Genomic DNA, 20810 nt, shown 5'->3' on the forward strand with positions numbered 1-20810 from the left:
CATGGCAGACGCGCTTCTTTCCATCCAAGATCTGTCGATTGCCTATCAGGTGGGCGCGCTCGATGTGGGCGCGGTCAGCGAGGCGTCTTTTGACGTTCCGCAAGGCGCCATCGTCGGTCTGGTCGGGGAATCCGGTTGCGGCAAGACCACCATGGCCCGTGCCCTGACCCGTGTGATTGCCGATAACGCGCGCATCGCGGGCGGCGCGATGCAGTTCGACGGGCAAGACCTCGCCGCGATATCCGAGCGTGAAATGAACGCCCTGCGTTGGCGCGATATTTCGTTCATTCCGCAATCGGCGATGAACTCGCTCGATCCGGTGTATCGCGTGGAATATCAGATCATGGAGGTTCTGCGCGACCGGGGCGGGATGAGCAAAGCCCAGGCCCGCGCGCGTGCCGTAGAATTGTTTGAGATGGTGGGCATCGACCCGGGCCGTCTGCGCGATTTCCCGCATCAGTTCTCGGGAGGCATGCGGCAACGTGCGGCGATCGCGCTGGCTTTGGCTTTGAACCCGAAACTCGTTGTGGCGGACGAACCCGTCACGGCGCTGGATGTCATCATCCAGCGCCAGATTCTGGACCAGTTGCGCAGCCTGCAGCGCGACCTTGGCCTGTCCGTCATTATGGTGACGCATGATATCTCGGTTGTGGCCTATATCTGCGACCGCACGGTGGTGATGTATGCGGGCAAGGTTGTTGAAAACTGCGATACCACGACCCTGCTGAACGAACCGCTGCACCCCTACACGATGGGGCTGAAAAACGCGTTTCCCGATCTGCAATCCGCCGGAACTGGCGTTTTGACCCCCATCGCGGGCAGCCCGCCGGACCTGATTGATCCGCCCAAAGGCTGCCGCTTTGCCCCGCGCTGTCCCTTTGCCACCAATCTGTGCCGCACGACCGAACCGCCCCTGACCGAAGCGGCTCCTGACCATCATGTCGCCTGCCACCGCGCCGATGAGGCCACCGCCTTGCGTGAAATGGCCCGCAACCCCTCGACATGGGGGACAGCCGCATGACCGAGACGATGATCGAAATGGAGAACGCACAGCTTCACTATAAGATCGGAAACGCGATCTCGGCGATGATGGGTCTGCCGTCGACTGTGAAAGCCGTGGATGGCGTGACGCTGACCCTGAACAAGGGCGAAAGCGTCGGGCTGCTGGGTGAATCGGGCTGCGGCAAAACCTCGATGGGTCGCATCCTTGTGCGGTTGGAGGAGGTCACCGGCGGTTCGGCCCGCTTTGACGGGCAAGAGATCAAGGACCTGTCGGGCGATGAGCTACGCGCGTTTCGCAGCCGGTCGCAGATGATTTTTCAGAACCCGTTCGACGCGGTGAATCCCCGCTATTCGATCCGAAAGACGCTCGAAGAACCGCTGGCCAACGCCCGCATTCCGCGTGATGAATGGCACAGCCGCGTTATCGACGCACTAAAGCTTGTTGGTCTGGGCGATCCGGAACAGTTTCTCGAACGGTATCCGCACCAACTCTCGGGCGGGCAGTTACAGCGCGTTGTCATGGCACGCGCGCTAATCCTTGAACCGGAATTCGTTGTCGCGGACGAACCCGTCTCGATGCTGGACGTATCGGTGCGCGCGGGCGTGCTGAACGTGTTTCGCGATGTGCGCGATCGGCTGGGGCTGACGGCGATCTATATCAGCCACGATCTGGCGCTGGTACGCTACGTCTGTGACCGCACCATCGTCATGTATCTGGGCCGGATCATGGAGGACGGCCCGACCGAAGACATCGTGCATGCCCCGCTGCACCCTTACAGCCAGGCTCTGGTTGCTGCGGTGCCCACACCGCATGTCGATCAAAGCCACGATCCCCTGCCCATCGGCGGCGGCGCGCCAGACCCGCGCAATCCGCCCTCGGGCTGCGTGTTCCGCGACCGGTGCCCGCGCGCGCAGACCCGATGTGCCGACGAAGTCCCAATGCCTCGTCCAATAGGAACACGCCGCGTCGCGTGCCATTTCGCCGAAGAATGACGCAGCCCGCCACATATACAGGCACGTCCGGTCGGACGGTGCTCACCCTCACCTCACCAGAAGGGAGATGACCATGAACAAACCATCACGGCTCAGCCAATCCGCGCTGTGCGATCCGGTCTCGCTCGAAATCATCCGGGGGGCCATTGCCGCCGCGCAATCCGAGATGGAGGCGCTGATCGAGCGCACGGCCATTTCCGCCTTCATCCGCGAAAAGAAAGATTTCTATACGGCGCTGTTTGACGGCAACGGCACGATGGCTGTGGGATCGATGGTGCCGATCTTTGGCGACATGACCCGACCCGTGCTCGAGAAATTCCCGATTGAGACGATCCAGGATGGTGACGTCTATTGGTACAATGACTGCTACGGCTCATACGGTGCGATTTCCCATTCCAACGATCAGGTCCTGCTGGCGCCAGTTTTTCGCGAGGGCCGTGTCTGCGCCTTTGTCATGAGCTGGGCGCATTTCGCCGATATCGGCGGCTTGCGCCCCGGCTCGATCAGCCCGGATGCAACGGACATCTTTCAGGAAGGCGTGATGATCCCGGTGACCAAGATGATCGAGGCCGGTCAGGTCAATCAGGCCGTGCTGGACATCTTCCACCGCAATTCCCGCTATCCGGAGCAGAGCGAAGGCGACATGCGCGCGCTGATGGCCAGTGTTGAGCTTGGCGTGCGCCGGGTTGGCGAAATCCTTGATCGGTTCGGGCCGGACGTGACCGAGGACGCATTGGCACAATTGCTGGAACGCACCCGAAATCTGGTGCGGGACAAGATGGCCGAGACCTTCGATTACGGCACTTATTCCTTCACCGATGCGATTGACACCGATGGGCACGGCAACGGCCCGTTCCATATGCGCTTCTCGCTGACCCGTGCGAAAGGCGCAGACGGAGCGGATCACTTCACCTTCGATGCCCGCGACACTGACGATCAGGCCCCTGGCCCGATCAATTACCTGATGAACAAAGGCGTGCCCGGCATGGCCCTGGGCTTGTTCTATCTGGGGGGCGATCCCAGTCAGGTCTGCAATGCGGGCGGGCCCAATGCGCTGGACGAAGTGCTGTTTCGCAAGGGTAGTTTTCTGCAACCGGAATATCCCGCCCCGCTGGGACTGCGGGGACTGACCGCGATGCGCATGATCTCGGCCATGTGCGGCTTGCTGAACGCAGGGGGAGGTGAGGCCCCTGCCGCAAACTCGGCCTATGTGGTCAACATCATGCGCGGGAAATACCGGACCGAGGCCGGAACGTTGGAGCCCTACCTGCTGGCCGACGGGATCGGTGTCGGCTACGGCGCGCGCTCTACGGCAGACGGGATTGATGCGGTCTATTTCGTGGCGCAAGAAAACTATCCGGTCGAATTTCTGGAGGCGGGTTATCCCGTGACCATGCGCAGTTATGGGATTGTCGCGGATTCCGGCGGCGCCGGTCGGTATCGGGGCGGTTGCGGCATCGTGCGTGAATACGAAATTCTGGCCGAAGAAACCATGGTCGCGATCCGTATCGACAGCGTTCAGAACCCGCCTTGGGGTATTCACGGCGGCAAGTCCGGCCGCCACGGCATCGCCATCGTGAACCCCGGCACGCCGCAAGAGGTGCGGCTTGATCCGCTGTCGGACGGCAACATGCTCAAGCGCGGCGACATCCTGCGGATCGAAACCGGCGGCGGTGGGGGCTATGGTCACCCGTTCGACCGGCCTGCGGAAACCGTGCTGCAGGATGTGCTGAGCGGGTTTGTCACCGCGCAGGCCGCCCGCGCGGAATATGGCGTGGTGGTCGCGGGCGACGCGCTGGACGTGCGCGCCACGCAGACCCTGCGCGCCAACCGCCCGGAAACCCGCCGCTTTTACCGACAGGAGTATGTCGATGCCCTCGTCTGATATGTCCTTTGACCCGTCTTTTGCCGTAGCCGTCGATATAGGCGGGACCTTCACGGATATCTCTCTGCTCGACCGCAGTTCGGGCGCGGTGTGGCGGGCCAAGACCGCCTCGGTGCCCAGCGATCCGTCGCAGGCCTTCATGACCGGCGTGAATATGGTGTTGGAGGATGCGGGCATTCGCGCAGCCGACCTATCGCGCGTTCTGCACGGCACGACGGTTGCAACCAACATGATCCTCGAAGGCAAGGGGGCACGCACAGCCCTAGTGACAACCCGCGGGTTCCGCCACGTGCTTGAGATCGGACGGCAAGACATTCCGCGCCACGCCAATCTGTTCACCTGGGTCAAACCGGCGCGGCCCGTTCCGGCAGACCGCATTCACGAGGTCGATGAGCGGATCGGCACGGGCGGACATGTGATCGAACAGCTGGACGAAGCCAGCGTGACGGCACTGGCGGACCGTCTGCGCAGGCAACAGGTCGAGGCTGTCGCCATCTGCCTGCTGCACGCCTATGCCAATCCCGCCCATGAAAAACGCGTGGCCGAGCTGTTGCGCGCGGCGCTGCCGGATGTTGCCATCACCTGTTCCACGGATGTCCTGCCCGTGGTGCGCGAATTCGAACGCTCGCTCGCGACGGTGCTGAATGCAAATGTGATGCCGGGGGTGTCGACCTATATCTCACGGCTGGAAAACCGGCTGAGTGAGGCCGAGGCCAGCTCACCCCTATTGCTGATGCAATCCAATGGCGGCGTGGCAGGGACCGGAGCGATCCGCACCGCGCCGGCTTTGACCGCGCTGTCCGGCCCAGCGGCTGGCGTGGTAGGCGCGGTCGATGCCGCGGCGGCTTGTGGGATCAAGGACATCATCACCGTGGATATCGGCGGCACATCCGCTGACATTTGCCTGATCCGGGACGGAGAGATCAACCTGACGCAACAAGGCAAGGTGGGCGAATGGCCCCTGTCGCTGCCGATGGTGGACATGGTGACAATCGGCGCGGGTGGCGGGTCGATTGCGGCTGTGGCGAACAACACGTTGTCGGTGGGCCCCAATTCGGCCGGGGCGCGACCCGGCCCCGCGGCCTATGGGCATGGCGGGACCGAGGCGACCGTGACCGACGCCCATGTCGCCTTGGGCAACCTGCCGCAAGCCCTGCTGGGCGGGGCCATGTCTTTGGATCTCGATGCAGCCCAAGCCGCAGTGACCAACAATGTCGCGCGTCCGCTGGACCTGACGCCCGAGGCGGCGGCGCAGGGCATTCTGGCCATCATGAACAACAACATGGTCGGGGCAGTGCGCACCGTCTCGGTCGAGCGGGGGCATGACCCGCGCGATTTCACTCTGGTTCCGTTCGGTGGTGCTGGGCCCCTGCATGGCTGCGCACTGGCCGAACTGCTTGGCATCCGTCAGGTCATGATCCCCGCAGCGCCCGGCCTTCTGTGTGCCGCCGGGTTGCTGGCCGCCGATATGAAGGCCGAATTCACCCGCGCCCTGCCCACGCCCGGCGCAATCAACCAGACCCAGGGTGACGGTATTGTGGCAGAGCTGACCAAAGACGCCACCGACTGGATGGATCACGAAGGCATCGCCCCGGATCAGCGCGCCCTGAACGCCCGCGCGCTGCTGCGGTTCCACGGGCAAGGCGGCGAAATCGCGGTCGACTGGGCTGACAGCCCCGAAGAGACCGAAGCCCGCTTCCGCGCAGCGCACACATCGTTGTACGGGTTTGTTCTGGACGCACCGATTGAGCTGGTCACATTGCGCATCGAAGCCGTCGGTCGAACCGACCCGGTCAACAGTCCCGCCCTTGCCAAAGCCGATTTGCCAGATGCGTTGCAAATGCAAAAGGTACACTGGCCCGGCGGCGTCGTTGAAACGCCGGTCTATGACCGCGCTTCGCTTGGGGCGGAAACCACGATCCACGGCCCGGCCATCCTGACCCAACTGGATACGACCGCCCTCATCGCGCCCGGGTGGACCGCTACGGTCCACGCCTCGGGCGCGGTGCTGCTGACCAAGGACCCCGCCTGATGCAAGCTCTGTTCGATCACATCGACGCCCATGCCGACAGCTTTGTCGCGCGGGTCATGGACTATGTGCGCCACCCCTCAATCTCGGCCCATGACATTGGCATACGCGAGGTGGCGGATATGCTGGTCGGACACCTGACCGAACTGGGCTTTGACGCCGGGCTGGTCGAAACACCGGGCCACCCCTTTGTTCTGGGTCATGCCACGGTTGATCCCGAAAAGCCCACTGTCCTGCTATACGGCCACTATGACGTGCAACCACCCGATCCGCTGGACCAATGGATCAGCCCGCCCTTCGAGCCGACCCTCAGAGACGGCCGCATCTGGGCCCGCGGGATTGGAGATAACAAAGGCCAGCATTTCGCCCAACTGCTCGCGATTGAAACCCACCTTGCCGTCAACGGCACGCTGCCCTGTAACATCATCTTCCTGCTGGAAGGCGAGGAAGAGATCGGCTCCCCTCAGATCGCCGATTTCGTGCGTGAAAATGCGGATCGTTTGCAGGCCGATCTGGTGGTGACATCAGACGGCCCGCTGCATGAAAGCGGCGCGCCGGTGATCACGTTCGGCGTGCGTGGTGTCGCCTCGTTCGATCTGGTTGCCAAGGGGGCCGCGCGCGATGTGCATTCGGGCAATTACGGCGGCGTGGTGCCCAACCCGATCTGGACGCTGGTGCAACTGCTGGCCACGATGAAAGACGCCGAGGGCAACATCACCGTCGAAGGCCTGACCGAACCGGTGATCCCGCCCACCAACCTGGAACGCGATGCAGTGGCGCGTTTGCCGGATGATGAACAGGCGGTGATGGAGGACCTGAAGCTCGACCAGATGGACGGCCCCCGCGACCGGCCCTATTGGGATCGGCTGATGTTCCACCCGACGCTGACGATCAACGGGTTGCATGGCGGCTATGGCGGGCCGGGCAGTAAAACTGTGCTGCCGAACGAAGCCATCGCAAAATGCGACGTGCGGCTGGTTGAGCCGCTGACCCCTGATTACGTCTTCGAACGGATCGAAGCCCACGTCGCGCAACACGCGCCGACTGTTGAAGTTGTTCGGCACAATGGCATGTTGCCTTCAAAAACACCTCTGGACAGCCGTTACGCAAAACCCCTGCGGGACGCGATCATCGCTGCGCGTGGGATGGAGCCGCTGATTTATCCGACCGTCGGCGGGTCGCTTCCCGACTATGTCTTTACCAAGATTCTGGGAAAAGACGCGTTCGTTGTCCCCTACGCAAATGCTGACGAAGCCAATCATGCCCCGAACGAGAATCTGGAAGTGGTGAGGTTTCTGGACGGTATTAAGACCGGTGCCGCCGTCTTGAACGAACTTGGGACATTGCACCGCGCTGACCTGAAGGAAGCCTGAAAGTTCCTATACAGCAATGTGTTAATCCGGTGGCTTACGCAGCGGGCAATCCACGTCTTGCAGGATTTGGTCCACGCATCGGCGCGTACGGCCTCTCGAACATATGCTCTCTACTAGGCTTCCAATCTTGTCTCTTCGCGCTAACCTGCAGCCATGTCAGACCCAAAACACCCCGGTAAGCATGACCGTTTTCCACCCTTCGGAGGGCTGAAATCGTTCTATGAGGTCGCGCTGACAGGCAGCGCCGTCAAAGCGGCGGAACGCTTGAACGTTTCGGCCTCGTCCATCAGCCACCAAGTTAAATCCCTTGAGGCTGAATTGGGCGTAAGACTGATCGAGAACCGCAAAGGGCGGTTGTATCTGACCGCTGATGGAAGCCAGTTTTTCGATCGCATCAAAGGCCCGATGTCCGAGATCTTGCGTGCCACCGAAGCCATCCGTTCCATGCCCGGTCGAAAGCGAATATCCCTGACGCTGACCCCGTCCTTTGCTGCCGGGTGGCTTTTGCCAAGACTGGCTGATCTAGAGCGAAGCCATCCTGACCTCGAGGTCAACTTGGTGACCACAACCCGGGTGGTCGATCTGGAACGCGAGAACATCGATCTGGCCATCAGACGAGGTGCCGGCGGGTGGGACCACGCCATTACCACACCGCTATTGCGAGAACAGATTGTACCCGTGATGTCGCACAAGCTGGCGGATGAACTCAAAGAAACGCCCCTGCCCGAAGTTCTAAAGACGCAACGGCTTCTTGCCAATTCAACCGTCGACGCGGAATGGGACGCCTGGTGTCAGGCACGGGGTTATGAACCACCGGAAACCAGCCAGCGCTATAGCCTTGAAACATATGAATTGACGATTCAGGCTGCACAGGACGGGCTGGGCATTGCCCTTGGCCGCAGACCGTTGGTCGATCCGCTGCTGTCTGCGGGTATACTGGTAGCCCCCTTTGATGTGCCGGACGCCGACAATATTGGCTATTTTGTTGCCCGGGCCAGCGCCTCTATGCGGTCCGATGTCAAACGGTTCCATGACTGGCTCTTGGCTCAGAAGGGTTGAATTTTTTTCATCTCCTACTGAGGTTTTTGCATTTTTCACCCCGATCTCTGGATTTTAGGCTCAACTCAAGAACTGCAGGAGTTTGGCTATGGTCCAGCACAGCGACATTCAACGAAACGGTCCGCTTTCGGGCATTCGCGTTATTGACCTGACCGCCGTCGTCTCGGGGCCTATGTGCACCATGATACTGGCCGATCAGGGCGCGGATGTCATAAAGATCGAACGCTCAGATGGCGATTTCACCCGTCATGTAGCGACGCGCCGGGGCGGGCATTCTGCGTCATACCTCAACAACAACCGAAACAAGCGGTCTGTTGTGGCGGATCTTAAGAACCCCGACGACATCGAGATGATCAAAGCGCTTGTGGCAGAGGCCGATGTCTTCATCCAGAATTTTCGACCAGGTGTCGTCGACCGCCTGGGCCTGAGCTACGATGTTCTGAGCGCGCTAAACCCCCGGCTGGTCTATATGTCGATTTCCGGGTTCGGGTTCGACGGGCCGCTTGCCAACAAACCCGTCTATGACCCGCTGATTCAGGCATTGTCGGCACTGACCACGGTTCAGGCCGGCTCGGACGAGGAGCGCCCGCGTCTGGTGCGCACGATCCTACCCGACAAGCTGACGGCCGTTCAGGCCAGCCAGGCCGTGACCGCCGCCCTGCTCGCACGTGAACGCACGGGCAAGGGGCAAAAGGTGACGCTGTCGATGCTCGACACGGTTGCAGCCTTCCTCTGGGCCTCGGATATGAACGGCCACACCTTCGTCGGCGACGAGATGGAAAAAGAGGAAAGCCAGTCCTTCCACGATCTGATTTACGAGGTCAAATGCGGGTATCTCAGCATCTCGATCATGCAGAACAAACATTGGGAGGCGCTGGCCCACGCGACGGGTCGTCCTGACATACTGGATGATGAGCGATTCAAGACAACCGAACTGCGCGACATCAACCGTGATGCGCGCCTTGAATTGACCCAGGAAATTGTACGCGAGGTCAACCGCGATACGCTGCTTGCAGCATTGGAAGACGCAGGCGTGCCCTGCGCCCCTGTTCTGACCCGCCGCGAAATGCGCCAGCATCCCCAACTTCAGGCCAACGGCACCTGCGTCGAATACGATCACCCGACGGCGGGCCGCTTGCGGCAGGCGCGGTCAGCGGCAGTCTTTCATGGCACTCCGGCAACCGATCTGCGCCCTGCCCCGGAACTGGGTGAACATAACGAGGACATACGCGCCAGCCTGCGGGCGGGCAAATTGGCGGATGCATCATGATCGATTTCTATTACGCCCCTACGCCAAACGGCTGGAAAGTGGCGATTATGCTGGCGGAAACGGGGCTGGATCATCGCACTATCCTGATGAACCTGCGCGCCGGCGACCAGTTCACGCCCGAGTTCCGCGCCATCAGCCCCAACGCCAGAATGCCTGCTATCAAGGATCATGACGCCGAGGGTGGCCCTTTGACCGTGTTCGAAAGCGGCGCAATCCTGTCATACTTGGCTGACCGCAGCGGGCAATTCGGACCACAGACCGCCAGAGAACGCGTTGCGTTCAACGAATGGTTATTCTGGCAGGCAGCCAATCAGGGTCCCATGGGCGGACAGCTAAGCCATTTCGTGAACTACGCGCCGGAAGATCAGCCCTATTCGTTGAACCGCTACAAAGGCGAGTTTGAACGGGCGCTTGCGGTGATGGAGAACTGGCTGGACGGGCGCGACTATATGTTCGGGCGCTACACGATCGTAGATATGATGTGTTTTCCCTGGGCGTTCATCGCAAAACCCCTGAGCGTCTCGCTGGAGGCCTTCCCGAACGTGGCGACCTGGCGACAACGCATCAAAACACGTCCCGCTGTGCGCGACGCGATCAATCTGCACAAGGGCGCCCAATTCTCTGGCAACACCTCTGCTGAACAGAACGCAACCCTGTTCAACCAGTCGGCTGACCATCTGATGTCCGCCCCAAAGCCATCCCGATAACAGAACCAACCACCAGCAAGGAGAACCCAATGCCAAAGATCGAAGGAAGCTGCCTGTGCGGACAGGTCACCTATAGTTCAAGCGCCGAAGAACCTGCAATGATGGTTGTCTGCCATTGCCCTGACTGCCAGCGTCAAAGTGGATCGGCCTATTCCACAAATGTTCTGGTGCCAACCGCCTCAATCGCGTTTGAGGGTGACAGCCGCAAGCAATTTGTCGTCAACGGTGCGTCGGGGCAACCGGTCACGCGCAATTTCTGTGGCAATTGCGGATCGCCGTTATCGACGGAAATGCCCGCCTTCGGCAATCTCGCAGCCGTTAAGGCCGGTACGTTGAACGACAGCTCATGGGTGAAACCCACAATCCAGATCTGGTGCGATTCCGCACAACCCTGGGGACCGGTCACCGACGATATGGATACGGCACCCGCAAACCCGGGCTAAGCAGCCGGTTTGACACACCTACCCGCGCCTGATCTGATCGGGCCCGGGTTACACGCGCTCAATTGCAGGACACGTTCCAATGAAAGTAGCCGCTGTTCAGGCCGCTCCGGTTTTTCTCGATCCCCAGGCCAGTACGGACAAGTTGATCGCTTTGCTGCGGGACGCCGCAGCACATGGGGCAGAGTTGGTTGTCTTCCCCGAGGTCTTCATTTCGGGCTACCCCGTCTGGTTGCGGGCAAAAGCCGTGGCGCATAATGACGAGTTGTTGAAGATCGGCCATGTCGCCTATTTGAAATCAGCCATCACGACGGACGGGCCGGAGATTGCAGCGATCTGCGCCGAAGCCTCCGCGCTGGGTGTGGCAGTCATGACCGGTATCGTCGAACGTTCAGGGTCCGGCGGTTCGGTTTATGCGACGTTGGTAACGATCCATCCCGACAAAGGGGTTGTGAATGTTCATCGCAAGCTCAAGCCCACCTTCCACGAACGCCTCTTGTGGGCGGACGGGGATGGACATGGTCTGGCGGTTCAGGACTGGAAAGGTGTCCGGATCGGCGGTTTGAACTGCTACGAAAACTGGCAACCCCTGGCCCGCCAGGCGCTGTACCAGCAGGGTGAGCAACTGCATATCGCGACATGGCCGGGCGATCTGGACGTTACGGATCATATAACCCAGTTCATCGCGATGGAGGGCCGTATCTATGTCGTTTCTGTCTCAGGCCTTCTGCGAAGCAGCGATATTCCAGACAGCTTTGCCCTTCGAAAATACGTGACGGACGGTCGCGACATCATCAACGACGGGGGCAGCATGATCGCCGCGCCCGGCGGCCAATTAATCGCAGGTCCGGTCGTAGGGGAAGAAAAAACGCTTTATGCAGATGTCGACGTCGATAAAGTCGTTGCGGCGCACATGAAACTGGACCCGGCCGGACATTACAGCAGGCGCGACATCCTCAGCCTCAATCACAACAAGCAGCGATTAGACTGAGGGGTCACGTTCGCCCCGTCGCTTCGAGCTCATGCTCGGTAAACGGCAACTGCAGTGACCCCCGGCAGCAGGTAGGTACCTCAAGGTCTTTCTCTGTTGTCGATGTCACCTTGGTCCGCCTTCGGCTATGCCATTTGCGTCCATGCATAGGTTTGTCCTGCAGCCTCAGGTCGAACGAGCAGCTACCGAGCCCTCCCCGACTTCTGAAATAGCAGCGATAGCAGCCCCAGCACAGCAGATACGATGATCAGCAGCAAGGACACGGCGTTGAGAACCGGGGTCGATCCTTGCTTGAGCTTGTCGAACATCGTGATCGTCAGCGGCGACTCGGAGCCGACCAGTATCAGCGTCGTATTGAAGTTCTCGAAACTCATCAGCAGCGCGACCACGGCTGAGGCGACAATCGCGGGCAGCAGGAACGGCAGGGTGATCTGACGGATCGCGCCCCATTTGCTGGCCCCGAGGTTCAGGGCCGCTTCTTCGAGGCTGGGGTCGAACTTCTGCAAGCGCGCGGAAATCACCAAGGTTGCAAAGGTGGTGATAAACGAAAATTGTCCGAGGATCACCAGCATCAGACCGGGCCTCAGGCCGTCGAACCACAGGCCCGTCGCATCTTCCAAACTGTTCGCCACCGAACTGAAGAAGACGAGGATCGAGATGCCAAGGATCACACCGGGAATGATCAGGGGCAGCAGCATGAGCATATAGAGGAACGCCTTGCCTCTGAATTCGTGCCGGACGAACAGGAAGGCGTTGCAGGTGCCGACCACGACGGAAAGCCCCGATACCCAGGCCGCGACAAAGGCCGAGATTCCGATGGACCGCATGATCGAACGTTCGTTGAAGACGCCGATGAACGGCGCGTCGGTGCCAAAAAACCATGCCATCGTGAAGCCTTCCCACGGCAGCGACGGGAAGACGCTGTTGTTGAAGGCAAAGACGCAGACGACGGCCAGCGGCAGCGCGAGGTAGATGAAGAAAACCGCGACATAGGCCCGATAGCACAGCCTCGTAAAGGCGGGTTGGGGAATACTAGGTATCATGAGCGCCCCATCGTTCCGGACAGCGACTGGCCCGACAGTTTCAACCCAAGGAACACCACAAGCGACGACAGCGCCAGAAGCAGGAAGCCGAAGGCCGAGCCGAGCTCCCAGTTAAAGCGGGTGATGAATTGGGTGTAGATCATGCCGGTGAACCACAGGCTGTCCTTGCCGCCCAGCAGGATCGGGGTCAGATAGTTGCCCAGCGACAGCATGAAGACCACGATGCAGCCTGAAACAATGCCGGGCATGGCATGTGGAATCACGATCTCTCGCATGATCGACATGCTGGTTCCGCCCAGATCATAGCCCGCCTCGATCAGGCTGTCGTCAAGGCTGTCCAGCGTGGTCACAAGCGGTACAACCATGAACAGGATCGAGGTATAGACGAGGCCCACCATGATCGCGGCGTCGTTATACAGCATCTCGACCGGTCCGCTGACCAGCCCGAGATATTGCAGGACGTTTGAAAACACACCGGTTTCGCGTAGCAGGATCATCCAGCCGAAGGTGCGCACCAGTTCGGACACCCAGAACGGGATCATGCACATCAGAAACAGCGTGGTCTTGGTGCGCCCGCGGGTGAGTTTGGCGATGTAATAGGCAATCGGAAACCCTAGGATCAGCGTCAGCGCGGTGGCCAGTATCGACATGATCGCGGTGCGCGCAAATGTGCGCCAGTAAAGCGGCTCGGTAAAGAAGGCGGCGTAATTGTCAAACCCCGTCTCGTATTCGCGCGGCCCGATCTTTTCGCTGATCGATACCAGAAACAGGCCCACATGCGGCAGGATGATCAGCACAATCAGCCACAGCAGAATCGGCGCCAGCAGCAGGTAGAACCCCAGCCGTGAGGTGTCGGATACCATGGCTCAGCCCTCCGCCGCCGGATAGCACCGCGCCTGTTTGGGCTGCCAACGGGTGCGCACCGCATCACCCTTTTGCAGCGTGGCAAATTCACCGGTTTGCGGCAGCGCCGCTTTCCAGCTGACGCCGTCGGTGCCCGTCACGGTCACCATGCTGTTGGCCCCGTTGAACAGGACATTCTCGACAATGCCGGGGCTGACGTTTGCCGCATCGCCCGCGTCGGCCCCGTTCGGCAGCAATTCGATGGCCTCGGGTCTGAGGAAAACCTGGACGTTCTGGCCCGCTTGCAACTGCGCTGGCCCGGCGGCGACACGAATGTCCGAACCGCCATCCGCCCGCAGGGTCAGCATCCCCTGATCCGTTGCGATAACCTGCGCCGATATCTTGTTGGCGTCTCCGACAAACCCGGCGACAAAGGCCGTATCGGGCGCGTGATAGACATCATGCGGCGTGCCGATCTGTTCGAACCGCCCCTTGTTCATCACGGCGATATTGTCGCTCATCACCAGTGCCTCGGACTGGTCGTGGGTGATATAGACAAACGTTGTGTTAAAGACCGACTGCAGCGACTTGAGCTCGACCTTCATATGTTCGCGCAGCTTCAGGTCCAGCGCACCCAGCGGTTCGTCCAGCAACAGCACATCCGGTTCCAAAACCATGCAGCGGGCAATCGCGACCCGTTGCTTTTGCCCGCCAGACAGCTGATCGACCCGGCGGTGGGTCACGTTCGGCAGGCCGACACGGTCCAGCACCTTTTCCACGCGGGTCTTGATCTCGGACTTTGACACGCCGCGCTGGCGCAGACCGAAGCCCACATTGTCCCCGATATTCATCGTCGGAAAAAGCGCAAGGTGTTGGAATACCATCGATACCGGTCGTTTGTTCGGCGGCACCCCGATCATCGATCTGCCCTTGATCAGAAGGTCTCCGGCCGATGGGGTCTGAAACCCGGCGATCATCCGCAGCAGCGTGGTCTTGCCACAGCCCGAGGGGCCGAGGATCGAAAAGAATGAGCCTTGCGGCACGTCGAAACTGACATGATCGACAGCACGGAACGCGTCGAAATCCTTGATCAGATCACGGCATTCAAGGTCAGGGGTGGTATTCGTCAAAATTGCAACCTCGCAAGAAGCAAAAGGGCACCCGAAGGTGCCCCCTTTTCGTCCGGTGTCTGTTCTTTAGTTGGCCGCGTTGATCCTGTCCAGCGTCGCGCCTTCCATCGCCTCGAGGCCTGCGGGGACCGGCGGGTACCATTTGATGTTGTCGATCGCTTCCTGATCGAAACTGCCCTGATACCGCGCCTTGAGATCGGCGTTGACGCCCGCGTCACCATCGACGGCAGCGGTGAAGTTACCGGCAGTATTGGTGATCATCGCCGCGATTTCGGGGCGCATCACGAAGTTGATCCAGTCATAGGCGGCATCATCCGCACGACCACGCGCAGGCAGGACAAACGTGTCGATCCAGCCCAGTGCGCCTGCTTCCGGTGCCACAAATGTGATGTCGGGATTGTCCGCGTTCAGCTGCCAGCCGCCGGTATCCCACGCCATCGAGGCCACGACCTCGCCCGAGCGCAGCAGATTCTTGATCTCGTCACCGCCGCCCCAATAGGTTTTCACATTGGGTTTGCATTCGGTCAGCTTCGCTTCGACCTGATCCAGAATGCCCTGATAGGCGTCGCTGTCGCCATAGGCCGCAAAGGGATCAAGCCCCATGGAATAGGCGAACCCGATCAGCGTCGGACGCTTGAGGCGGTACGAGACCTTACCGGCAACCGATGCATCGCACAGGTCGGTATAGTCGGTCACATTCCCGGCCTCGGCCGTATTCACCACCAGACCGCTGGTGCCCCAGACATGCGGCAGGCCATAGACCTCGCCATCAAAGGTCGTATTCCCCGCAGTCGCGCTGAGCATCGACGGAATGAACAGTTCCGCATTCACGCGGGACATATCGATGGGCTTGTAGATCCCGAACTCTTCCTGCGCGCTGGTGATCCGGTCCTGGCTGGGTTGTGCCAGATCGAACCCGCCGCCGTTGGTCGCGCGCAGCTTTGCGATCATTTCCTCGTTGTTCGATGTCGTAACCTCGACCGTGTGGCCTGTTTCGGCCTCAAACTTCGCGATCACGTCTTCCGGCGCGTACCCTCCCCACGTCAGCAATCTCAGCGTGTCGGCCTGCAATGCCGGCGCCGCGAGCGCGGACACTACGACAGATGATACGAGCAAAGAATATTTCATGGTTTTCCCCTTGGTAGATCCAGTAACCCGAAGCTAGATGGATGTTTTTTGTAACAGCATTAAGTCAAACTATCCCGGGCGAGTCCATGACCATCTTTTGCGCTCGCGCAAGCGACACTGGCCAGGGATGTTGTGCCGGGTCAGGAGCCTCGAAAATCTGACACTTCTATCAGCTGCAAGCTGTTGCGCCGTGTCGGACGCGCCATCCATCCCTGGTGTGGTAGATGCACTGATCGACAATCAAGGTGAGCTGGTCATCAACGCGCTGAGCTCGGCTGCTCTTTCAAACCGTCACCCCTTGCAGAACCTGCTCGCGCGACAGCTCGTCCCGCGTGCCTTGCATCAGGACCGCGCCGCGCCGCAGAACGATGAACCTGTCGGCAAGATCATAGGCGAAATCGAAATACTGTTCGACCAGAATGATCGCCATCTCGCCTCTGGTTCTCAGATGGCGGACAACCTCTCCGATCTGCTGGATGATGTTGGGCTGGATGCCTTCAGTCGGTTCGTCCAATAGCAAAAGCTGAGGCTTGGTGATCAGCGCCCGGGCGATGGCAAGTTGCTGTTGCTGACCCCCTGACAAGTCGCCCCCGCGCCGGTTCTGCATTTTCTTCAGTACCGGGAACAGATCGAAGATCTCATCCGGAACGAAATGCTCACTTGCTGGCAGGCAGGCAAAACCGGTTTCCAGATTTTCGCGCACGGTCAGCAGCGGGAAAATCTCGCGCCCCTGCGGCACATAGGCCACGCCCTTCCACGCCATGCGATGGGCTGGCAGAGGTGGCAGGGTCTCGCCATTCAGCATCAGATCGCCGCCCGAGCGCGGATGCGTCCCCGAGATCGCCTTGATGAGGCTGGTCTTGCCGACGCCATTGGTGCCCATCACGCAGGTGACTTCGCCCCGAGCGGCCTTCATCGAGATACCGTTGAGGATTTGCGAATGCCCGTAATGCAGGGTCAGATCAGTCAGTTTCAGCATTGCTCAGCGCCCCAGATAGACGTCGATGACGTCCTGATTTGATGTGACGTGGTCCAGCGAGCCTTCGGCCAGAACCGAGCCTTCGTGCAGCACCGTGACCCGGCAATTCAGGCGGCGGACGAACTCCATATCGTGTTCCACCACCACCACGGCGCGGGTCTTGGCGGCGTGTATCAGCAGATCGGTCGTATGTTCGCGTTCCTGCGGGGTCATCCCCGCGGCGGGTTCGTCGACAAGCAGCAGACGCGGCTCCTGCGCCAGCAGCATCCCGATCTCAAGCCATTGTTTCTGCCCGTGGCTGAGTTCGCCGGATTTGCGGGTCAACTCATCCTTCAGACCAATTTCAGCAGCCAGTTCCTCAACCTTTTCCAGATCATCTACCGAAGGGCGATAGAACAGCACGCCCATCCAGCCGCGCTTGTTCTTCAACGCCATCAGCAGGTTTTCCTGCACGGTCTGATCCTCGAACACTGTGGGTTTCTGGAATTTCCGCCCGATCCCGGCTTGCGCGATCTTGGCCTCGCTCATACGCAGCAGCGATACGGATTTCTCACCCCAGATCACGCGGCCTTCGTCAGGTCGGGTCTTGCCGGTGACGATATCCATGAAGGTGGTCTTGCCCGCCCCGTTCGGTCCGATCACGGCGCGCAGCTCGGCGTTGCCGATCTGGAAAGACAGGTTGTTGATGGCGCGGAACCCGTCGAAGGTGACCGAAACACCGCTGACTTCTAGCAGAGTGTTCATTCCGTGGCCTCCTTTTCGCGCAACGCGCTTTCATCGGGCCCAAGGGCCGCGCCGTGGCGCTGTGGGGCGCGGCGGTTAGTCCAGAGATCGAACAACCCTCCGATCCCCTTGGGGGCAAACAGCGTGACCAGTACGAAGGACACGCCCAGAAGCACCTGCCACCAGTCGACCCACTTGATCGTGTAAAAGCCCAGAGGGATGTCCGGGGCCTGCCCGCCTGTGAACCATGTGCTGAGCAGGCTGACAAACGCCGCGCCGATGACGGCACCGTACAGGCGACCGCGCCCGCCGATGGCGACCCAGACGGCCAGATAGATCGAGGCGATGGGGGCTATTTCCTCGGGGTTGATGATGCCCGCCTGCGGATAATAAAGGGCGCCCGCGATGGCGGCGATGCAGGCGGTCAGGGTGAAGACGGCGAGCTTATAGACCTCGACCGAGTATCCAAGGAACCGCACCCGTGCCTCGTTATCGCGAATGCCGCGGATGACCGAGCCGAACTTGCCCGACACGATCCACGCGGACAGCATATAGCCCAACCCCAGGGCCAGCGCCGAGGCCCAGAGGAACCAGATCGACACCACATCTTGCGAGGCGGTCACACCCGGTAGGTTCTGCAAGCCCGACAAGCCATTGTTGCCACGCAAGCCGCTGTCGTTCTGAAACAGGTACAAAGCCAGTGCCAATGTCATGGCTTGGGTCAGGATCGACAGGTACACGCCCGTGACCCGGCTGCGGAAGGCCAGCCACCCGAAGATCAGCGCCAGCAGACCCGGCACCAGTACGACCAGCGCCAGTTGCAGGAACAGGCTGTCCGAAAAGGCCCAGATCAGCGGAAATTCGGACGATCCGACGACGCCGAAGATTTGCGTGCCGATGGCGTCTACCACCTCGGATGGCGTTGGCGGGATATCGGCTTGGGACAGTGACTCGACCACGATCAGGCGTGTGCGTTCGTACATCAGCCACATGCCGATCATATAGCCGCCCAGCCCGAAAAAGGCGAAATGGCCCAGCGACAGGATGCCGGTGAAGCCCCAGACCAAATCCATAGCCACAGCGATCAGGCACAGGCACAAGGTCTTGCCCAACGTCTTGACGAAACTGGTCGAGATCACACCGATGCCGAACCCTTCGGACAGGACGGTTACGCCCAAGGTGAACAGGGACAGGATGGCCAGAAAGACCAGCACCGAGGGGTTCTTGGCGACAAAGCTGCGTTCCATGGCTCAATCCCCCGCCGCGCGGCCTTTGAGGGCGATGATGCCTCTTGGCCGGAACTGGATGAAAATAATGATGAAGATGATCATGTAGGTTTGGGCCGCGAGGGTGTTCGAGGGGTTCATCCACTCGATCCCCTTTTGCAGGAAGCCGATCATGCCTGCCCCTGCCAACGCGCCCCAGATATTGCCGACCCCGCCGACAACCACGGTCATGAAGCTTTGCACGATATAGTCGCTGCCCAGATCCGAGGTGACTTTGGCAAACAGCCCAATCGCGACCCCCGCAATCCCGGCGATTCCTGAGCCCAGCCCGAAGGTCAGCATATTCACCCGCCCCGGATTGATCCCCATCGACCCCGCCATGCGCGGGTTTTGCGTCACCGCGCGCATCTCAAGCCCCAGCCGGGTGCGCTTCATGATGTATAGGAACAGCCCCAGAAAGATCATCGCCAGCACGAAGATCGCGATGCGGATATAGCTGATCGAGACCACGTCGTTCAGCACCCACGCCCCGTCCAGCCAGCCGGGCGCGGTCAGAGGCCGGGCCTGTGTGCCGAAGATGTTCTTGGCCAGCTGTTGCAAGGCAATCGAGATGCCAAAGGTCGCCAGCAGCGTCTCCAACGGGCGCGAATACAACCAGCGGATCACCAGCCGTTCCATCGCGACGCCCATGGCGAAGGTAACCGCAAAGGCCATCGGGATGGCGACGATGATCGAAAGCGTGTGGTCGGGGATGAATTGCTGCACCACATAGCCGGTGTAGGCGCCCATCATGATGAATTCGCCATGAGCCATGTTGATCACGCCCATCACGCCGAAGGTGATCGCCAGACCGATGGCGGCGAGGAAATAGATCGACGCCAGCGAGATAGCGTCCAGCGTCAGGTCGAGGGTCTGGTTCAGGCCGACCTTCAGCTCAATCTGTTCCAGTGCCTGCGCTGCGGCGGCGGTCACTTCGGGCGAGGGTTCTGTGTAGGTGTCAAAGAACACATGTTCAGCCAGTGCCGCGTCTTTGTCGGCCTCGGTCACCAGTGCAGGAACGGCCCCGGTTTCGGCCAAGGCCGCATAGGCCTGCGCGCGGGCTGTATCGGTGTTCAACTGCGCAACCGGAACGCCACCCGCGCGGCCCCCGTCAATATTGGCTGCCAGTGCCGAGCGGATATCATCCGGTGACACGCGCGGTTCGGCCAGATTGCTGGCGATCAACAAGTCATAGGCCTCGTCCCGCGACAGCGCGTCCGAGCCGGGCTGAAGCACGGTGGCAATATTTTCATCCGAGGGCAATTCGGCAGCGGCCCGCCGTTTGGTCACGACCAGAGGGTTCAACGCCGCGCGAACATCGACACCCGGATCACCAGACATTTGCTTGATCGCGGCCACGCGCGCGGCGGTATCCTCGTCATGTCCAATCGTCAGCAACCGTTCGATTCGCTGTTTCTGGGCTTTCAGATCAGCGTCAGGTTCATCGTCAATCGACGCACGCAAGGGCTCCAGCAAAGCCCCCTCGGGGTCACGTTGGATGGATTGCAAAGCGGCCAGCCGCCGAGCGGGGTCTGGGTCAGTCAGTTGGAATTGAACCAGCGCCGTCCCGATCATCGCACGGATCCCGCTGTTGGGTTTCAGTTGCTTGAGGTCGGATTTCTTAAACGTCCCGATAACCGCGCCGGTGTCGAAATCGGTCAGCTCATAAGACCGCCCCTCGGCCTTTTTACCGACAAAAAACAGACCATCCGACTTGCGCATCCACATGTCCTTGGCGGCCCATGTCTCTAACATCACCTGCGCCTGCGGCAACCCGCTACTGGCAATCGCATCGATCGCAGGCCCGATCGTCTTGCGCGAGCTTTTGGCGATGATCTCCTGATGTTCTTGCAGGATCGGTTGCAGACCGGCCTCTTGCGCGTTGGCGGTCAGGCAGGCGCACAGGATTGCGAGGCCCGCAAGGTATAGTCGTAACATGTGGTGAAACCC

18 protein-coding genes are annotated in these 20810 nt (G+C 60.5%); 10 read left to right on the forward strand and 8 right to left on the reverse strand.

From position 1 onward, the window contains the following. Position 1: 1 nt before the first annotated feature. The 10 genes from ACR1XV_RS15835 (at position 2) to ACR1XV_RS15880 (ending at position 11749) form a co-directional block, all read left to right on the forward strand. Positions 2 to 1021 carry an ABC transporter ATP-binding protein gene (locus ACR1XV_RS15835; RefSeq protein WP_480533031.1) on the forward strand — a complete coding sequence of 340 codons (1020 nt, stop codon included), beginning with the start codon at positions 2 to 4 and terminating at the stop codon, positions 1019 to 1021. Further along, positions 1018 to 1995, forward strand: a complete 978-nt coding sequence (locus ACR1XV_RS15840) for an ABC transporter ATP-binding protein (protein ID WP_480533033.1) — start codon at positions 1018 to 1020, stop codon at positions 1993 to 1995. The genes ACR1XV_RS15835 and ACR1XV_RS15840 overlap by 4 nt, the downstream gene beginning before the upstream one ends. 73 nt (positions 1996 to 2068) lie before the next feature. Next, the gene (locus ACR1XV_RS15845) at positions 2069 to 3880 is read left to right on the forward strand and encodes a hydantoinase B/oxoprolinase family protein (protein ID WP_480533035.1); all 1812 of its coding nucleotides are present in this window, start codon (positions 2069 to 2071) and stop codon (positions 3878 to 3880) included. Then, positions 3867 to 5912, forward strand: coding sequence for a hydantoinase/oxoprolinase family protein (locus ACR1XV_RS15850; protein WP_480533037.1), 2046 nt, complete (start codon positions 3867 to 3869; stop codon positions 5910 to 5912). Before ACR1XV_RS15845 ends, ACR1XV_RS15850 begins: the two co-directional genes overlap by 14 nt. Beyond that, complete coding sequence (locus ACR1XV_RS15855) at positions 5912 to 7282, forward strand: M20/M25/M40 family metallo-hydrolase (RefSeq protein ID WP_480533039.1); 1371 nt, start codon at positions 5912 to 5914, stop codon at positions 7280 to 7282. The genes ACR1XV_RS15850 and ACR1XV_RS15855 overlap by 1 nt, the downstream gene beginning before the upstream one ends. A gap of 153 nt (positions 7283 to 7435) precedes the next feature. Then, entirely contained in the window at positions 7436 to 8341 is a 906-nt protein-coding gene (locus ACR1XV_RS15860) for a LysR substrate-binding domain-containing protein (protein WP_480533041.1), read from the forward strand. 88 nt (positions 8342 to 8429) lie between these two features. Next, positions 8430 to 9611, forward strand: coding sequence for a CaiB/BaiF CoA transferase family protein (locus ACR1XV_RS15865; protein WP_480533043.1), 1182 nt, complete (start codon positions 8430 to 8432; stop codon positions 9609 to 9611). After that, positions 9608 to 10318, forward strand: coding sequence for a glutathione S-transferase family protein (locus tag ACR1XV_RS15870; RefSeq protein ID WP_480533045.1), 711 nt, complete (start codon positions 9608 to 9610; stop codon positions 10316 to 10318). Before ACR1XV_RS15865 ends, ACR1XV_RS15870 begins: the two co-directional genes overlap by 4 nt. Before the next feature lie 29 nt (positions 10319 to 10347). Further along, entirely contained in the window at positions 10348 to 10761 is a 414-nt protein-coding gene (locus ACR1XV_RS15875) for a GFA family protein (RefSeq protein WP_480533047.1), read from the forward strand. 79 nt (positions 10762 to 10840) lie between these two features. Continuing rightward, positions 10841 to 11749, forward strand: a complete 909-nt coding sequence (locus ACR1XV_RS15880) for a carbon-nitrogen hydrolase family protein (protein WP_480533049.1) — start codon at positions 10841 to 10843, stop codon at positions 11747 to 11749. Positions 11750 to 11931: 182 nt separating this feature from the next. On the opposite strand, the gene ACR1XV_RS15885 is transcribed toward ACR1XV_RS15880, so the two are convergent. From ACR1XV_RS15885 to urtB, 8 genes are all read right to left on the reverse strand, one after another. Further along, positions 11932 to 12792 (reverse strand): ABC transporter permease, encoded by an 861-nt coding sequence (locus tag ACR1XV_RS15885; RefSeq protein ID WP_480533051.1) that lies wholly within the window; start codon positions 12790 to 12792, stop codon positions 11932 to 11934. Then, complete coding sequence (locus tag ACR1XV_RS15890) at positions 12789 to 13655, reverse strand: ABC transporter permease (protein ID WP_480533053.1); 867 nt, start codon at positions 13653 to 13655, stop codon at positions 12789 to 12791. The genes ACR1XV_RS15885 and ACR1XV_RS15890 overlap by 4 nt, the downstream gene beginning before the upstream one ends. A 3-nt stretch (positions 13656 to 13658) precedes the next feature. Then, positions 13659 to 14765, reverse strand: coding sequence for an ABC transporter ATP-binding protein (locus tag ACR1XV_RS15895; RefSeq protein WP_480533059.1), 1107 nt, complete (start codon positions 14763 to 14765; stop codon positions 13659 to 13661). A 66-nt stretch (positions 14766 to 14831) separates the two neighbouring features. Next, a complete protein-coding gene (locus tag ACR1XV_RS15900; RefSeq protein ID WP_480533061.1) occupies positions 14832 to 15893 on the reverse strand; it encodes an extracellular solute-binding protein in 1062 nt (353 codons plus the stop codon). Positions 15894 to 16176: 283 nt separating this feature from the next. Beyond that, complete coding sequence (gene urtE / locus ACR1XV_RS15905; protein ID WP_480533063.1) at positions 16177 to 16872, reverse strand: urea ABC transporter ATP-binding subunit UrtE; 696 nt, start codon at positions 16870 to 16872, stop codon at positions 16177 to 16179. A gap of 3 nt (positions 16873 to 16875) precedes the next feature. Further along, the gene (urtD, locus tag ACR1XV_RS15910; protein ID WP_480533065.1) at positions 16876 to 17616 is read right to left on the reverse strand and encodes an urea ABC transporter ATP-binding protein UrtD; all 741 of its coding nucleotides are present in this window, start codon (positions 17614 to 17616) and stop codon (positions 16876 to 16878) included. Then, positions 17613 to 18842 (reverse strand): urea ABC transporter permease subunit UrtC, encoded by a 1230-nt coding sequence (urtC, locus tag ACR1XV_RS15915; RefSeq protein ID WP_480533067.1) that lies wholly within the window; start codon positions 18840 to 18842, stop codon positions 17613 to 17615. Before urtC ends, urtD begins: the two co-directional genes overlap by 4 nt. Positions 18843 to 18845: 3 nt before the next feature. After that, positions 18846 to 20798, reverse strand: coding sequence for an urea ABC transporter permease subunit UrtB (gene urtB, locus ACR1XV_RS15920; protein WP_480533069.1), 1953 nt, complete (start codon positions 20796 to 20798; stop codon positions 18846 to 18848). Between the last annotated feature and the right edge of the window lie 12 nt (positions 20799 to 20810).

Source organism: Ruegeria sp. AD2(2025) (assembly GCF_056542385.1).

What these genes read in the sequence shown, in the direction of transcription:
- ACR1XV_RS15870 (WP_480533045.1), top strand. Translation starts at nt 9,608, where the DNA reads ATGATCGATTTCTATTACGCCCCTACGCCAAACGGCTGGAAAGTGGCG.
- ACR1XV_RS15890 (WP_480533053.1), bottom strand. Translation starts at nt 13,655, where the DNA reads ATGGTATCCGACACCTCACGGCTGGGGTTCTACCTGCTGCTGGCGCCG.
- urtE (WP_480533063.1), bottom strand. Translation starts at nt 16,872, where the DNA reads ATGCTGAAACTGACTGATCTGACCCTGCATTACGGGCATTCGCAAATC.
- ACR1XV_RS15880 (WP_480533049.1), top strand. Translation starts at nt 10,841, where the DNA reads ATGAAAGTAGCCGCTGTTCAGGCCGCTCCGGTTTTTCTCGATCCCCAG.
- ACR1XV_RS15865 (WP_480533043.1), top strand. Translation starts at nt 8,430, where the DNA reads ATGGTCCAGCACAGCGACATTCAACGAAACGGTCCGCTTTCGGGCATT.
- urtB (WP_480533069.1), bottom strand. Translation starts at nt 20,798, where the DNA reads ATGTTACGACTATACCTTGCGGGCCTCGCAATCCTGTGCGCCTGCCTG.
- urtC (WP_480533067.1), bottom strand. Translation starts at nt 18,842, where the DNA reads ATGGAACGCAGCTTTGTCGCCAAGAACCCCTCGGTGCTGGTCTTTCTG.
- ACR1XV_RS15845 (WP_480533035.1), top strand. Translation starts at nt 2,069, where the DNA reads ATGAACAAACCATCACGGCTCAGCCAATCCGCGCTGTGCGATCCGGTC.
- urtD (WP_480533065.1), bottom strand. Translation starts at nt 17,616, where the DNA reads ATGAACACTCTGCTAGAAGTCAGCGGTGTTTCGGTCACCTTCGACGGG.
- ACR1XV_RS15835 (WP_480533031.1), top strand. Translation starts at nt 2, where the DNA reads ATGGCAGACGCGCTTCTTTCCATCCAAGATCTGTCGATTGCCTATCAG.
- ACR1XV_RS15885 (WP_480533051.1), bottom strand. Translation starts at nt 12,792, where the DNA reads ATGATACCTAGTATTCCCCAACCCGCCTTTACGAGGCTGTGCTATCGG.
- ACR1XV_RS15875 (WP_480533047.1), top strand. Translation starts at nt 10,348, where the DNA reads ATGCCAAAGATCGAAGGAAGCTGCCTGTGCGGACAGGTCACCTATAGT.
- ACR1XV_RS15840 (WP_480533033.1), top strand. Translation starts at nt 1,018, where the DNA reads ATGACCGAGACGATGATCGAAATGGAGAACGCACAGCTTCACTATAAG.
- ACR1XV_RS15860 (WP_480533041.1), top strand. Translation starts at nt 7,436, where the DNA reads ATGTCAGACCCAAAACACCCCGGTAAGCATGACCGTTTTCCACCCTTC.
- ACR1XV_RS15850 (WP_480533037.1), top strand. Translation starts at nt 3,867, where the DNA reads ATGCCCTCGTCTGATATGTCCTTTGACCCGTCTTTTGCCGTAGCCGTC.
- ACR1XV_RS15900 (WP_480533061.1), bottom strand. Translation starts at nt 15,893, where the DNA reads ATGAAATATTCTTTGCTCGTATCATCTGTCGTAGTGTCCGCGCTCGCG.
- ACR1XV_RS15855 (WP_480533039.1), top strand. Translation starts at nt 5,912, where the DNA reads ATGCAAGCTCTGTTCGATCACATCGACGCCCATGCCGACAGCTTTGTC.